The organism is Paenibacillus sp. P4_A7 (assembly GCF_056402455.1).
On sequence record NZ_JBFUHJ010000115.1, the window covers coordinates 1 to 14329 of the forward strand.

Sequence of the window (14329 nt, forward strand, 5' to 3'; positions counted from 1 at the left end):
CAGTTCAGTCTCTGAAGATGCCGCTGGCATAACCTTAACCTCCCCAACTGAAAATCCTATATCCACCGAACAAACACCTCAACCAAACGTTAATAAGCAGCCCATATCGCCAACTTCTGAACCAATAACTGCTGAAACTGCAGGGCCAAGCATGAAATACCGAATGAATGAGGTGTATCGTTTTGTTCCAATTGATAAAACAACGACTGACAAGGCGGTGCTGCTCACCTTTGATGATGGTCCAAAAGATGAGACAGTATTAAAAAGCATACTTGATACGCTTGACAAGCATGAGGCTAAAGCGATATTTTTCGTCAATGGGTACCGTGTTAAGCAAAATCCAGAGCTCTTAAAGCTCATTTTCGACCGCGGTCAAACAATCGGCAACCATTCCTGGGACCACAACGATTTAAAAAAAGAGACGGCTGAAGTCATCGAACAGCAAATCGGAGATTTGCAAACCCAAATAGAATCGCTTGTCGGTGTAACGCCAAAATTTTTCAGACCTCCTTACGGCTCAGCTGGGGATGTGGTGAAAGAAATCGCAAAAAACCACGGCATGTTATTCATGACGTGGTCTAATGGTTCGCTAGATTGGGATAAATCAGCCAAAAATAAGCCGGATGAAGTGATTCGAAATGTAATGGAACAGCTTCATCCAGGCGCAAATATATTGATGCATGAGTTGCAATGGACAGCTGATGCATTAGATGAATTGCTGAACAAGCTTGAAAAAGAAGGGTACAGCTTCATCGCCCCTTCAACAATCGATGTTACTGACTAAATTTAACACCATACCAGAATAAACCACCAACTAAACAAACGAACATGACAAACAATAAATTATAATACCATTTAGTCACTTTTTGAGCGCTTGATGGAAATTTTTTGCGTCTTGGCGGTAGAGCTTCGAGTTCATTGGATTCCATTCCAATGCTGGACGGCTGTGCCGCCTTTTCTTGTTGTCCTGTAGCTCGGGAATTACCAAACTTCTCTTTCCTGCTCATGACTCCCTCCTGAATCTAATAATTAGTCCCATTATGAAATCAATTACAAAGTGCGCAATTATAGGTGCCCATATGGAACCAGTTTGAATATAAATCCAGCCAAGCCCGTAACTGATGGAGAATACTAAACCAGTAGGAATCCAGTGCCGTAAGTATCTCACATGAATGGCAGCGAAAACAATACTTGTCCAATACGGTCCTATCGCATGCTGGATTGCACCGCGAAATAGTAATTCCTCACAAATCGCTACTACAAATGATAAAAGGGCGATATGCCAAATGGGACGGTCACGAAAAATTCGATCATTTACTCCGCCATCATCCGCCGCTTCTTCCGGTACCCAACGGGAAATGATTAAATCAACCGCTATAACTAAGCCTGCAAAAGCCAATCCCCATATAATAAACTTATACTCATTTGGAATAGCAAATAAATGAATTGGATTTTGGTGCTGAAATAAAATCCATATTAAACCGATAATAAAAGTAAGTCCCTGAGTCGTGTATAAATTAATTAGAAGCATACGGTCATCCAACTGATCTACCGTCACCTTGCGAATACGAATGTTTTTGATGTCAAATTTCTTCATTTCTTCCCGCCTGTCTGGAATGTTCGTATTTTCTTTTTCGACCTTTTCACCTATACTAGTTACACAATTCGACAACATAACTTTTATGCATAGAGGGAGATAGAGATGGAAAAAAGATTAACGACTACCGCAATGTTATTTAGTGTTGGATTTGTATTTATGCTCGTTTGTACGGTAGGAGCCTTTTTCTACGGCATCCAAATTGGTTCATCCAAAATCGAATCGAAGTACGCAGCAAAAGAAGAATTGAAATTAGCAACTGTTACTATTAGTCCCTATCAGCAGCAAGATTTAGTTTCATTCTATCATACTGTATTTTTACCTTACCGTGAATTTCAGAATGAATGGTTTGCCGCTATCAACAAATTATCGCAGGGAAAAACGATTGAAGCAACATCGTTGTTTAAAAATTTATCCAGCTTAGCAGATTCCAAGGCTAAAGAAGCAAGCTCAGTAGACATGCAGAAATCACCTTTGCTTGGACAAGCTCAGACCAGTTACATACGCAGTCTAAAGCTATTTAAAGATGTATCTAGCAAAACAGCAACAAGTGCAAAGACACTAAGCAATCACGATTTAGAGAATTACATAGAACAAGAAAAAACATATCAAGCCGCTACACAGCAAGCATTAATTGCGCAGCAAGCTTATTATTCCGCCATGTTAAAATGGGCCTCATCGGTTGACCTAAACATACCGTCCGAATATAAAGCGGTGGCGCTGCTTGAACTTACACTATGGCAGAAGCTTCCTCTCACTGTCAAAAATAAACTGATGGCTGATCAGCTAATGAATCGCAAAAAGCTAATTACATACTACCCTCAAGATTTAACAAGTCGGGTGGACGAATTCATAATGTCAGGTCAAGCAACAAAAATGAAGCTTCATACGTTGTCAGCGGTTGTCGATCTGCTCGTCAATACGGAAGCGGTACGAACGGGCGATTTTACAACAAGCAAATCCCGTCTTTATCAGGACGCAACTCTTCCCCAACTGCCGTTTTTTTACCCAGATACCAAATAACTACTTCATTTAAATTTATTAATCAAATTTATTAATCATATTGAAATCCTTTTAACGAGGCTACAGCCGACATCCMGCCAATCACATTATGGAGGTCGCTGTAGCCTTGTTCTTCTAAATAATTACATACAGCAACGCTGCGGACACCATGTCCACAAACAATATAGATTGGTTTGTCTGCCGCCAGCTCACTAAGCCTTACTGGGATTGTATTCATCGGAATTAAGGCTGAGCCTTCAATGTGGTAATACTCCCATTCGTATGGCTCTCTCACATCTATCAACTGGTTTGAATCTATTTGTCCATTCTCAATTAATTCAAGTACTAGCTCAGGTGTTACATCCTGCCATTTTGTCATCTATGTATACCCCCAATGTCGGATTTTGTTATCAATGATGCTAGAATCATATCGAAATTTTCACATTTCAGCAAGTTTGAGCATTGCATTTGCCCACTCCCTTGCTATAAAATAGAAATGTCCGATTTTGTTGAACTAAAATGAATCATGTTAGATGATCCAACTCTTGTCCCGCTGCTGCACAACGGTGCCGGGTCGAGGGTTTTTCTGTTCATATTAAGCGAAGCACATTAGCTTCGCCCCAATTTAGGAGGCATATCTCACATGTTTAAAGTGTTAGTTTCCGATCCAATCAGTGATCTAGGTATCCAGCAGCTTGTTGAGGCGGCAGATGTCGCAGTAGACAAAAAGCCAGGTTTAAGCGAAGACGAGTTGGTCGCTATTATCGGCGAATACGATGCATTGCTCGTTCGCAGCCAAACACGTGTTACAGCAAAAATTATGGAAGCTGGAAAACAGCTGAAAGTAGTAGGTCGTGCAGGTGTAGGTGTAGACAACATTGATCTAGACGCTGCAACTCAGCGCGGAATCATTGTTATCAACGCACCAGACGGCAATACAATTACAACATGTGAGCATACTTTTGCAATGATGATGGCATTAGCCCGTCATATTCCGCAAGCGTACATGAAGACTGTAAATGGCGTTTGGGATCGCAAAACCTTCCTAGGTGTTGAGCTTCGCGGCAAAACACTTGGCGTACTTGGTATGGGACGTATCGGCAGCGAGGTTGCCAAGCGTGCAAAAGCTTTCGGCATGGAAATCTTAGGTTATGACCCGTTCATGACAGAAGAAAGAGCAGAGAAAATTGGTATAAAGCTCGCTAGCGTTGATGAGATCGTTCGTCAAGCTGACTTTATGACTGTTCATACTCCGCTTACACCTGAAACTCGTCATATGATTGGCAAAGCTCAATTTGACGTAATGAAACCTGGTATGCGTATCGTTAACTGCGCACGGGGCGGAATTATCGATGAAATCGCATTGGTTGATGCCGTTAATAATGGTGTAGTTGCTGGAGCAGCATTTGACGTTTTCGAAGTTGAGCCTCCGGCTCCTGATCACCCATTTTTGACTCATCCATTAATAATCGTAACCCCTCATCTTGGCGCTTCAACTGTAGAAGCACAAGAGAATGTTGCCATTGACGTATCGGAGCAAGTACTCCATATCCTGCGTAATGAGCCATTTATAAATGCAGTTAACATGCCTCCGATTCCAGCAAATCTTCAGAGCATACTGCAGCCTTATTTTACTCTAGGAGAAAAACTAGGCAGCTTTATCGCACAATCCACCGAAGGTGCTGTACAAGAGATCGTCGTAAGCTATGCTGGCGAGCTTGCTGAGGTAGATACACAACCGTTAACTCGTCATATTGTTCGCGGCGTGCTAGCACATCACCTTGGTTTGGAGCAAGTAAACATCGTAAACTCCATGCATTTGGCGAAGAGCCGTGACGTAAATATCGTCATACAGAAATCACATACTTCCAAGGACTTCACAAACCTTGTTACGGTTTCACTTCGTACCAAGAAAGAAGAACGTGTCGTTGCAGGTACATTATTGACAGGTTATGGACCTCGCATTGTTCAAATCGACAAGTTTACTGTTGACCTTACACCAGAGGGTAACCTTATACTTATTTCACACAATGACAAGCCGGGTATTATCGGCCGTGTCGGAACGCTTCTTGGCAATAACGATGTCAACATTGCCACTATGCAAGTAGGTCGTCAGCTTGTAGGCGGCTCGGCTATCATGGTTCTTAGAGTGGATAAAGGTACTCCGAAGGATGTGCTCATTCAATTAACAAGTATGCCTGAGCTCAACACTGCCAAAGAAATTACACTTATTTAAATGAATATATAAAACAAGCCAGTCGGTTAATCCGACTGGCTTGTTTTGTTTCACGAACAACAAGAATAAACTGCTACTTTCAACAAAAAGAGCGTATCAATTAGATACGCTCTGACAACTATTGATGTGCTTCGACAGGCAGCAGCAATGTGAATGAAGTACCTACTCCTACTGTGCTGTCGACTATAATCTGACCATGATGCAGATCAATCATATTTTTGACGATAGCTAGACCTAGTCCAGTACCGCTGGATGAACCGCGTTTCCGCGCTTTGTCCGCTTTGTAGAAGCGTTCAAATATAAAAGGCAGGTCTTCGGTCGGTATTCCCTGTCCTTCGTCAGTCACCTTTAGCTGGACATACGGAACGAGATGACTTGACGTATTTTCTTCTCCTGATAATACAATGGAATTTCCTGATGATGTGTGCCGCAAGGCATTATCGAGTAAATTCGTAAGCACCTGCTCCAGTCGATCCTCATCAGCTTCCTTCACGAGCAAAGGCTGTCTAGGTAGCTCACTTAATAACTTCACCCCGCGTTCCTTCGCATACGCTTGAAACTTGCGGTGAACGCGTTTAACCACATGTCTTAAATCAACTTCTTGAAAGTTCATCTCGACATGTCCAGCTTCCATCCGGGCAATATCAAGAAAATCATTCACCAGTCTGCCCATACGAAGCGATTCATCATAAATAACTTGTACGAGCTCCTTCCGCTCTTCATTTGACACGACGATGTCATCTAGCAAAGCTTCGCTATAACCTTGCAGCATGGACAACGGCGTCCTAATCTCATGCGAAATATTTGCCACGAAGTCTCTCCGCATCTTCTCAAGCTTGTGCTCCTCAGTTACATTACGGATTACAGCTACAGCTCCCCGAACGACACCCTTTGATTGCAAAGGCGCCATTACGATCGACCATACGTTGCTATGCACATGGACCTTGTCTGTAGCATCGCTTCCCTCTTCCATAACCTTCTGGAACAACTCACGCATCGGCATCGGCACATCGGCATATGCCGCTGCCCCTACTTGATCCTCCTGCCATACAAGTTCCAGACCAGACCATTGATTAATGAGCAAGTGACCGCTTGGATTTGTTAAGATGATTTTGCCTTCTGCGTCAAATGTAATAACAGAATCACCCATGCTGCGTAAAACGCTCGCTAAATGGTTTTTCTCATGATTCAGATCATGAATAAATTTATCTAACTGACCTGTCATATGATTAAATGTATTTGCTAACTCGCCAATTTCATCAGAAGACCGTATATTAACMCGAATACTGTAATTTCCTTGAGATACTGAATCCGCAGCATTTTTCAATTGAAGCAAGGGCTGTTGAATTTTTTTGGACAAGAAAAATGCAAAAAAGGTCGACAGTAAAAAACCGATTATCGCCGTGAAAACAAAAAGCATTTTCACTTGGTAAGCATTGTCATCGACCCAATGATCTACATATTGCAGAAGAAAAGCTCCCACTATTAGTAATACGACAGCTACGAGCAACATAATTGTCGCCCATAGCTTGCCTACTACACTATGCCATAATAAACCGGCTACTCTATTCCACATCTTCATTTACTTCGGAACCTCAAGCTTGTAGCCTAYGCCCCAAACCGTCGTGATCATCGATGCTGCATCTGGAGATACTTTGTTCAGCTTCTCACGCAACCGCTTTACATGCGTGTCTACGGTTCTTAAATCACCGAAAAATTCATAATTCCAAACATCCTTCAGCAATTCTTCACGGGAGAACACTTTATCCGGCGATACCGCCAAGTAATGAAGTAATTCGTACTCCTTAGGAGTCAAGCTTACCTCTTGTCCGCCAGCAGTTACCCGGTGAGCATCATGCTCAATGATTAGATGCGGGAATACGATATTATTGCTGGAATTAATTTCTTTAGTGAGAAAAGCTGTAGCTGATGAACGACGCAATATCGCTTTAACACGATATATCACTTCTCTAGGGCTAAATGGTTTTACGACATAATCATCAGCACCAACCTCAAAGCCTTGGACGCGGTTCATTTCTTCACCCTTAGCAGTGAGCATAATAACCGGAGTTGCTTTGACTTGACGCAGTCTTGAGCAGACCTCTATACCATCTATTCCCGGAAGCATTACATCCAGTAGGATAAGCGCGTAATCTGTATTTGAGGCCAGTTTAAGTGCAGTTTCTCCATCTTCAGCCTCATCAATAGTGTAGCCTTCTTTTTCTAAATACATTTTGAGCAAACGACGAATTCTCTCTTCATCATCAACGACCAATATACGGCTCGAGTAATCAGACATACGGCATTGCTCCTCTCCAATTAAAATCTATGTGCCAGAATATGAATGCAAACCTGCTATAACTAAATTAACACCTATTAGAGTGAACAAAATAATTACGAAACCAATAACTGCCAGCCACGAAGAACGATGTCCTTGCCAGCCGCGCGATAACCGGAAATGCAAGTATGCACTGTAATATAACCATGTGATGAGCGCCCAAACCTCTTTTGGGTCCCAGCCCCAGAAACGTCCCCATGCGATGTTCGCCCAGATCATTGCAAAAATGAGCGCACCGAGTGTAAATATAGGGTATCCAATTGCAATGGCTCTATAACTTATTTCATCTAAATCTTCCGGATCGATCCCTTCTAGGGCCGGATGAATAACTGCTCCAAGCGGTTTACGGAACAATAAACGAAGTAAACCATAGAGTAACGAGCCTGCAATAACAGACCATACGACGGTATTCAGCTTTCTGCCTGAGTTTACGCCGCTCATCCAATCAGGTGCTTCGAAAAGCGCATTGTTCATTCCAAGGAAAGACTCATACTTCACTACATTGCTGTTGTATGGTTTAACGATAGGCGGAAGTGTGTAATCAACTGTTTCCGTTATCGTTTGTTCAATACCTTTAGCATCGATTATCGATTTCTCTTGTGTAAACTGTGCTTCGTAACCCATACCGCGGAATGCGAATACGGCTATGATGAATCCTACGATTAAAACAATGGAATAGATCGAGAACTCCAACCAAAACTGTGCTCTGCGATCCTCTTTCGTTTTACCCTTGAAGTCAATCACTCGCAGCAAGTACATTAGGCCTGCAGCGAAGCCTACTGCCATAAATGCTTCACCTAACGCAGCCGTTGTAACATGAACCTTAAGCCAGTAGTTATTAAGTGCCGGAATTAATGGCTGTACCTCCTGCGGGAATACGGAAGCATACGCTACAATAATAACCGTCAGCGGGAGTGTGAACATCCCTAGGAGCGGATTGCGGTATAAAATAAATACAATAGTAAAGGCGATCATAATGGCCATACCTAGAAAAGTCATAAATTCATACATATTACTCGTTGGTATTTGACCACTGCCAGCCCAACGAGTGAAGAAAAAGGTTAGGTGAGCGGCGAGTCCCAAACTTGATGTTATAAAAGCAACTTTCCCCCAACGCTTCTCATGTATCTCAGGCTTTCTATTACTCCACTTTTTGCCGGCAACCGCTATTACATAGAACATGAATGAAAAACAGTAAAGAAAAAATGCGACAATAAACGCATCACTGCTAAAATCAACTAAACTCACGCCTTATTCCCTCCGTTATCAAGCGACTTCGAATCTACGGTAACACCTATTTTGCGAAGCGCCCACGCTACATCCGAACGCATACCRTACCAATTTTYATTCGTGTATGCACCAAGCGACAGCTCACCATCATCGACACGAAGCCATATTCTACGATGCTGCCAATACGTTCCTATCAACAGTCCAAACATGGAGAATACTGCTCCTATCCATACATAAGGCAGCGCTTTATCCATTCTAACATTCAAATAGGTGGATGCTTCAGAGAAATCAACGTTTTCCATGCCATCCACTCTTATTTCAATTTTTTCGGCGATTGAGCGATTGATCGTATCCTGAGAGAAGTTTACTTTATCCTTCTGCATAGGGAAGTACATATACGGCTCACCTTCAGGATCAAGTCCTGGACCTTTTATTGTGAAAATAAAAGCTGGTGCAATCGGATCACGAGACAAGGTTGTAGGTTTGCCATTATCATCAAGAGCAAATTCCATATAATTCGCATATAAATCAAGCGTATATGGACCCAATTTATGCTGCAGCGCAGCATTTTTCATCGGTAAGTCAAAAGGCCCGTAAATTTCTCCCGTTTGCTTATCGACAAGAACTGGATGAACAGCATTTAGTCTAGGTGTAACGTCAAAATCAAATTGATATAACTTCAATCCCTTGTAAGTAAGCGGCTCATTGACAATGATGTTATGGCGCTTAACTTCCTCAAGTACTGGTTCTTTGAGAGGATCATTGCAATCGCTCGTACATGTGTAGAGAACTGCCTTGGTTTCAAACATTTTAGCGCGAACTGTTCCTTTAAGCTTCTCGGGAAGCTCTTCGTCTTTATAATACTCTACTGTAAACTTTTCATTTTTAACATAATAATTGGTGCCACTAATTTGAACAGTATCGCCATCTGGAATAGTTATGTAGCTATCCATCTGCCAATCCGGAATACTGCGAGCCAAAATAGCTAACAGAAACAAAATGAGACCTATATGATTGATATAAGGCCCCCAGCGGCTAAACCGATTTTTCTCAGCAAGTAAAGCTGAGCCGTCTCGATGTATGCGATACCCCTTGCGTTTCAACTGCGCACCGAACTGTTCAACCCATTTTTCCGCATCACCATCTATTGTCTGCCTATATACGGTCTTCTGACGGTGAATAAATTGTAAATGCTTACGTATTTGTTGTTTGCTTAATGCACGATATAGAGGCAAAACACGATCAAGAGAACAAATAACTAATGATGTCCCAATCATGACGAGAAGCCCAATAAACCACCAAGATTCGTATGTATGCGTCAGTCCAAGCATATAATAAATTTTACCTGGTAAGCCGTATGTTTCCTCATAATAAATGGAGGGATCAAAATTGTTCACAAACGTGTTTTCTTGGGGGAAAATAGTTCCCAGCATCGCGGTCAAAAAAGTAAGGACGATTAAATAAATCGCAATTTTGACAGATGAGAAAAAATTCCATACACGGTCTATGATGTTCGGATTTCTTTTCTGTGAACGACGAGCTACTCCGTCATATCGCATTTCAAGAGGTGTGTCAGGCACATCATTTTCCATAAGTGGTTTTCCGCAATTTTCGCACAACACGGTTCCGACCAGGTTTTGATGGCCGCATTCACAGTTTGTGTTTTCTAGCACTAACAATAGTAGACCTCCTACAACTGAAGCAGTCGCTCAATCCGTTCATCAATTTCAGTTTCTGTCATGCCGCCTACCTTAATTTCCATAATTGTGCCATCTGGTCTTACAAAAAAAGTAGTCGGGTATGATTTAAGTCCGTAGCTCCGTTCAACTTTGCGATTAACGTCGCGCAGAATTGGATAATGTAAATCAAATCTGCGAACGAAGTTGTTTACAGTTAATGTATCCTCGCTTAAATTGATCGCTAAAATGACTAAGCCTTGATCCTTCCATTTGGCATATTGAAGCTCAAATTCAGGCATTTCTTTCACACACGGTGGGCAGAAAGTACCMCAGAAATTAATTACAACAGCCTTACCCTTATAATCAGACAACGACTTTAAATTTCCATCCAAATCGACAAGCTTAAATGGCGGAGGTACGCTTCCTTCCTTCAAAGGACCCTCTTTGTCCGCCTTAAAAAAAGTTGAGCCGATCGCATACCCACCTATAATCATGACGGCTATTAAAATAACGATCTGAACCGTCTTACGCGATTTTCCCATAATCGAACCTATCACCAGCCTCTGTCTAAACCTCAACGATTATAACCATTATAACGAAAAGTCGACGGCAATAACTGCCGCCGTCGATTACTTTTTATGAACTTTATGTGTCTTACTTGTCGCTATTGCAAGTAATTCTTTAATTTCCTGCGGGGTCAGATGACGATATTTTCCTCGAGCCAGATTCTCGAGTCCTACCTCGCCAAAACGTATCCTTTTTAATCGAATAACCTTATGACCGATAGCTTCAAACATTCGACGAACCTGACGGTTGCGGCCTTCGAAAATCGTAATCGTAATCGTAGCCTCATTACCATCGGTATCCACATCATGATACTCTACAGATGCGGGTGCAGTCATTCCGTCTTCAAGCTTAATCCCTTTTTCCAGCAATTCAAGAGCGCTGCCGTGAGGAACTCCTTTTACAGTTGCACGATAAGTTTTTGGTACATGGTGGCTAGGATGTGTTAATAAATTTGCAAATTCTCCATCATTCGTTAACAGAAGCAATCCTTCTGTATCATAATCCAAACGCCCAACCGGGTAAACACGTTCTTTTATACCTGGTAGAAAGTCAGAAACCACTTTACGCCCTTGCGGATCCTTGGCGCTTGTGATAACTCCCTTTGATTTATTAAGCATGAGATAAATTTTCTTCTCGCTTCTGATCGGCTTACCATTAACCGAAATCGAATCGACTGCTGGATCAGCTTTCACTCCAAGCTCGGTAACTTTCTCACCATTCACTTCTACCATACCTGCTAAAATCATTTCTTCACACTTGCGACGGGATGCGATACCCGCTGCTGCTAATATCTTCTGTAAACGTTCCAATTCTTTCACCTCATCCTACATCATAACGATATGACGAACAAAGTACAAGCTTCACTATCCGAATATGTATAAACAAATGAAAATCGCTGCCAAAAACCCCACTAAATCGGAAAATAACCCCACTTTTAACGCATATCGTGTCCTGCGTATGCCTATCGCACCAAAATAAACGGTGAGCACATATAAAGTCGTATCTGTACTGCCTTGTATCGTAGAAGCTATTCGTCCAATCATTGAATCTGGCCCATACGTCTGAATAAGATCTGATGTGAATGCTAACGAACCTGCTCCCGTTAAAGGACGCAATATACCAAGTGGAAGTACTTCACTCGGTATGCCTACCCAATCAAATAAAGGGCGCACAGCTGAAAGCATCAATTCTAATGCACCCGATGCTCGGAACATACTAATGGCAACCATCATCCCAACCAGGTGCGGAATAATATTAATAGCTGTGCCAAATCCATCTTTAGCACCTTCAACAAAGGTCTCATACACAGGTACTTTGCGTCGAAGAGCCGCATATAGCGGAATAAAAACGATTATTGCAGGAATTATCCAAGCTGATATTTGCGTAAAGATCTCATACAACTGACTCACCTCCAAGGTCTGACTGGTGAGCTTTTATTTTATTTGATGTTTTAGGATGACTGATTGGAGGAGGTGGTGATTTCCGTCGATACCAGCGGTCAGCTAAAATGGCTGCAGTGGTAGCAATGAATGTTGCCACGAGCGTAGTTCCAATAATTTCTGCTGGATTTGCCGAGCCGTAGTTCATTCGAATGGCAATTAATGTGGTTGGAACTATTGTTATACTTGATGTGTTTAATGCAAGCAAAGTACACATGGCAGGCGTTGCGGTAATGGAATCTGGATTAAGCTTCTGCAGCTCTTGCATAGCCTTAATGCCCATTGGTGTAGCCGCATTACCTAAGCCAAATAAGTTAGCACTAAGGTTACTCATTATATATCCGATTGCAGGATGATTGCGTGGTACATCGGGAAACAACATCCTTACGAGCGGCCCCAATATCCTAGCCATTTTCTGCAGCAGTCCCGCGTCTTCAGCTATTCTCATTATACCCAACCAGAAAACCATAATACTAATTAATCCAAAGCTGATGGTGACGCCAGACTTTGCCCCTTCAAAAGCGGCTTGCGTTACCGCATCCATTTTGCCTGTGATAGCAGCAACAACAAAACTAGCAACGATAAAGAACAGCCATATCCAATTAACCATCTAACCGCCTCCCCTCCGGTTTAAACCTATTCCAGTGATGATCACGCTCTCCCAAACGTAATCTCCACCGGCGAAACAATACGCAAGACCTTCAAATATTAGTTTTGACTATCCTGTTCGCTTTCGTATACTSGAACAGCACCAATTTTTGTGTTTCCCAAATACCATTCCAGTTCTCCTCGCTCACCTAGTGCATAACGCATTGTTGCTGTGTCATAGATCACTAGCTTGGATTGAACCGAAGGTATTTCATCCTTCTCCAGAGCATATTGGAATGATTGCCCTACATAATAAGGCGAGCCTGCTACAGCTTGTCCTTTAGCAGCGATTTGCTGAAGGGGATAATGCTTAAACCCCCAATCTAGCAGCTTGCGATGGTCAGCCCAATCATCTCCGTCATTTATGGTGACGGCTGCAAGCTGTTGGCCCTCACGAGTAGCTGAGCTTACCAAACAACGAAGTGTTTTTTTCGTATAGCCTGTCTTCACACCATCTGCACCTTCATACATGCCAAGCATTTTGTTTTTGTTCTTGTAGCTGTATTCCCAACTATCATGTGGATTTGGAACTTTTTTAACTGGCGTACTAACGATTTCCGCAAATGTATCATTTTTTAATGCATAAGCTGTCAACTTCGCTAAGTCGTTTGCCGAGGAATAATGACCATCTTGATCGAGACCATGAGGATTTTTAAATTGTGTTTTCGTCAATCCAAGGAAAGCGGCTTTCTCATTCATTAAGTATACGAAGCCTTCCTCAGATCCTCCGACATGCTCTGCAATTGCTGTTGCGGCATCATTTCCTGAACGAAGCATAAGACCGTAAAGCATGTTAGTTAAGCTCATTTCTTCTCCGAGCTGAAGGTAAATGGATGAGCCTTCTTTTCCTACAGCACGCTTACTGGTCTTCACCATATCATTAAGATTTCCATGCTCAATCGCGACGATTGCTGTCATTATTTTAGTCAAGCTTGCTATTCCCATTGAAGTGTCACCATTGCTGCTGTATAACAATCGCCCTGACTCCACGTCAATTAGCGCGGTTGCTTTTGCTTTTGTCCGTATTGGATCAGGTGCTGCACTCATACGAGGTATTGAGCTTGTCCCAACCATTAGAGTTACTATTAAAACAAGTACAACCACCTTATAAGGCTTCATCAAAATCATATGCAAACTTACTCCTCTCGCATCATTCGTTGAATCTGGCTTCTGCTCGCGTATTACAGTATATGCTTGTACATGATGGTGTAGACGAAAACGTCTAACTAAAAATTAAAAACTGCCCTTACGGGCAGTTGATGTTAATAAAGTTGTTCATTTGTGTCCACAATTCCTGTAATAATGCCCTCCAATTGATCGCTGTTCGTTGATGAACTAGAAGGCTTCTTTACTAGGGATTGTAATTTATCAAATACATAAGGTGCAGAATCGATAATTTTCTCCATCAGATGAGTTTGATTATCGAGCGGTACAACCTTCACACCGTGTGTGCCTACAACGAGGAAAGCGATAGGTGTAATCGAAACTCCACCCCCGCTGCCTCCTCCAAATGGAAGTGATACGGAAGCATTATGAGCATCCGATTGCGTCGAATTCTTATTTCCCGAATCGTCCATTCGAATGTCACTGCCC

The 14329-nt window shown here is 42.3% G+C and carries 16 protein-coding genes; 3 read left to right on the forward strand and 13 right to left on the reverse strand.

The features are described 5' to 3' along the window. The coding region (locus AC1DWN_RS15695; protein WP_477559836.1) for a polysaccharide deacetylase family protein at positions 1-784 on the forward strand (784 nt) is incomplete at its 5' end. On the opposite strand, the gene AC1DWN_RS15700 is transcribed toward AC1DWN_RS15695, so the two are convergent. Next, the gene (locus AC1DWN_RS15700; RefSeq protein WP_477559837.1) at positions 774-1007 is read right to left on the reverse strand and encodes a hypothetical protein; all 234 of its coding nucleotides are present in this window, start codon (positions 1005-1007) and stop codon (positions 774-776) included. The genes AC1DWN_RS15695 and AC1DWN_RS15700 overlap by 11 nt on opposite strands. Then, positions 1004-1597, reverse strand: coding sequence for a lysostaphin resistance A-like protein (locus AC1DWN_RS15705; protein WP_477559838.1), 594 nt, complete (start codon positions 1595-1597; stop codon positions 1004-1006). Before AC1DWN_RS15705 ends, AC1DWN_RS15700 begins: the two co-directional genes overlap by 4 nt. A gap of 105 nt (positions 1598-1702) precedes the next feature. On the opposite strand from AC1DWN_RS15705, the gene AC1DWN_RS15710 reads away from it, so the two are divergent. Then, the gene (locus AC1DWN_RS15710; protein WP_477559839.1) at positions 1703-2620 is read left to right on the forward strand and encodes a hypothetical protein; all 918 of its coding nucleotides are present in this window, start codon (positions 1703-1705) and stop codon (positions 2618-2620) included. 31 nt (positions 2621-2651) lie between these two features. Here AC1DWN_RS15710 and AC1DWN_RS15715 read toward each other — a convergent pair whose 3' ends face one another. Next, entirely contained in the window at positions 2652-2978 is a 327-nt protein-coding gene (locus tag AC1DWN_RS15715) for a rhodanese-like domain-containing protein (protein ID WP_477559840.1), read from the reverse strand. A gap of 264 nt (positions 2979-3242) precedes the next feature. Between AC1DWN_RS15715 and serA the strand changes: the two genes are divergently transcribed. Beyond that, on the forward strand, positions 3243-4835 hold the full coding sequence (gene serA / locus AC1DWN_RS15720; RefSeq protein WP_477559841.1) for a phosphoglycerate dehydrogenase: 1593 nt from the start codon (positions 3243-3245) through the stop codon (positions 4833-4835). A gap of 118 nt (positions 4836-4953) precedes the next feature. On the opposite strand, the gene AC1DWN_RS15725 is transcribed toward serA, so the two are convergent. The 10 genes from AC1DWN_RS15725 to AC1DWN_RS15770 form a co-directional block, all read right to left on the reverse strand. Further along, positions 4954-6417: an ATP-binding protein gene (locus AC1DWN_RS15725; protein ID WP_477559842.1), complete on the reverse strand. Its 1464-nt coding sequence runs from the start codon at positions 6415-6417 to the stop codon at positions 4954-4956. Further along, positions 6418-7134 carry a response regulator transcription factor gene (locus AC1DWN_RS15730; protein ID WP_477559843.1) on the reverse strand — a complete coding sequence of 239 codons (717 nt, stop codon included), beginning with the start codon at positions 7132-7134 and terminating at the stop codon, positions 6418-6420. It abuts the gene before it with no gap. Positions 7135-7161: 27 nt separating this feature from the next. Then, positions 7162-8421: a cytochrome c biogenesis protein CcsA gene (ccsA, locus tag AC1DWN_RS15735; protein WP_477559844.1), complete on the reverse strand. Its 1260-nt coding sequence runs from the start codon at positions 8419-8421 to the stop codon at positions 7162-7164. Further along, positions 8418-10076 (reverse strand): cytochrome c biogenesis protein ResB, encoded by a 1659-nt coding sequence (gene resB / locus AC1DWN_RS15740; protein ID WP_477559851.1) that lies wholly within the window; start codon positions 10074-10076, stop codon positions 8418-8420. Before resB ends, ccsA begins: the two co-directional genes overlap by 4 nt. Before the next feature lie 17 nt (positions 10077-10093). Beyond that, the gene (locus tag AC1DWN_RS15745; RefSeq protein WP_477559845.1) at positions 10094-10624 is read right to left on the reverse strand and encodes a redoxin domain-containing protein; all 531 of its coding nucleotides are present in this window, start codon (positions 10622-10624) and stop codon (positions 10094-10096) included. An 87-nt stretch (positions 10625-10711) separates the two neighbouring features. Next, positions 10712-11458, reverse strand: coding sequence for a pseudouridine synthase (locus tag AC1DWN_RS15750; RefSeq protein ID WP_477559846.1), 747 nt, complete (start codon positions 11456-11458; stop codon positions 10712-10714). A gap of 54 nt (positions 11459-11512) precedes the next feature. Further along, a complete protein-coding gene (locus tag AC1DWN_RS15755; protein ID WP_477559847.1) occupies positions 11513-12049 on the reverse strand; it encodes a spore maturation protein in 537 nt (178 codons plus the stop codon). Beyond that, positions 12042-12698 (reverse strand): nucleoside recognition domain-containing protein, encoded by a 657-nt coding sequence (locus AC1DWN_RS15760; RefSeq protein WP_477559848.1) that lies wholly within the window; start codon positions 12696-12698, stop codon positions 12042-12044. The genes AC1DWN_RS15755 and AC1DWN_RS15760 overlap by 8 nt, the downstream gene beginning before the upstream one ends. A 98-nt stretch (positions 12699-12796) precedes the next feature. After that, positions 12797-13864, reverse strand: coding sequence for a D-alanyl-D-alanine carboxypeptidase family protein (locus AC1DWN_RS15765; RefSeq protein WP_477559849.1), 1068 nt, complete (start codon positions 13862-13864; stop codon positions 12797-12799). Between the two features lie 134 nt (positions 13865-13998). Further along, positions 13999-14329: spore germination protein GerW family protein (locus AC1DWN_RS15770; protein ID WP_477559850.1), on the reverse strand; the 331-nt coding region annotated here is incomplete at its 5' end.